The organism is Pediococcus argentinicus (genome assembly GCF_001437605.1).
GTDB lineage: Bacteria > Bacillota > Bacilli > Lactobacillales > Lactobacillaceae > Pediococcus > Pediococcus argentinicus.
In genome coordinates this window covers 1-446 of the sequence record NZ_JQCQ01000083.1, presented here as the reverse complement: position 1 = coordinate 446, position 446 = coordinate 1, and the positions used below count along the sequence as shown (strand labels likewise).

Below are 446 nucleotides of genomic sequence, written 5' to 3'. Positions count from 1 at the left end.
GTTTCCGAAATTTCGTCTAATGAATAGCGGTTCGTTAGAACCTCCATCATCGCGGAACCAAATACTGAGGTCGGTAATTCAGCTTCTGCTCGATTTAATTTATAAAATAAATTATTGAGAAAATGATGTTTACAGTCCGTTATTTGGCCAACAATATGAAACCGTTCGCGAGTTAGGCGTTGGAGAGCGAGATATTCTTCTTGACGAAGTACAGGAGTTTGATAATGTTCCATTCTTAAGTAATCAGCAATGTGCAGAGCGTCATTTTGATCAGTTTTATCATCATCAAATAGTTGGCTGAATCGATAAGTATATTTAGGATTGAGCGTTGTTACAGACAATGGTAGTTGATTTAAATCCTCATCTAGCTGAAAAAACATAGCCGGATGAATATCATAAACAGAAGTGGCTTCTAGTCCGATAACGATGTTATCGAAAGAAGTTAG

The 446-nt window shown here is 37.0% G+C and carries 1 protein-coding gene; it reads right to left on the bottom strand.

The annotated features are described in order from the left end of the window. Nucleotides 1–446 (bottom strand): IS110 family transposase (locus IV88_RS08995; RefSeq protein ID WP_157059343.1); only part of this gene is annotated, 446 nt, incomplete at both ends.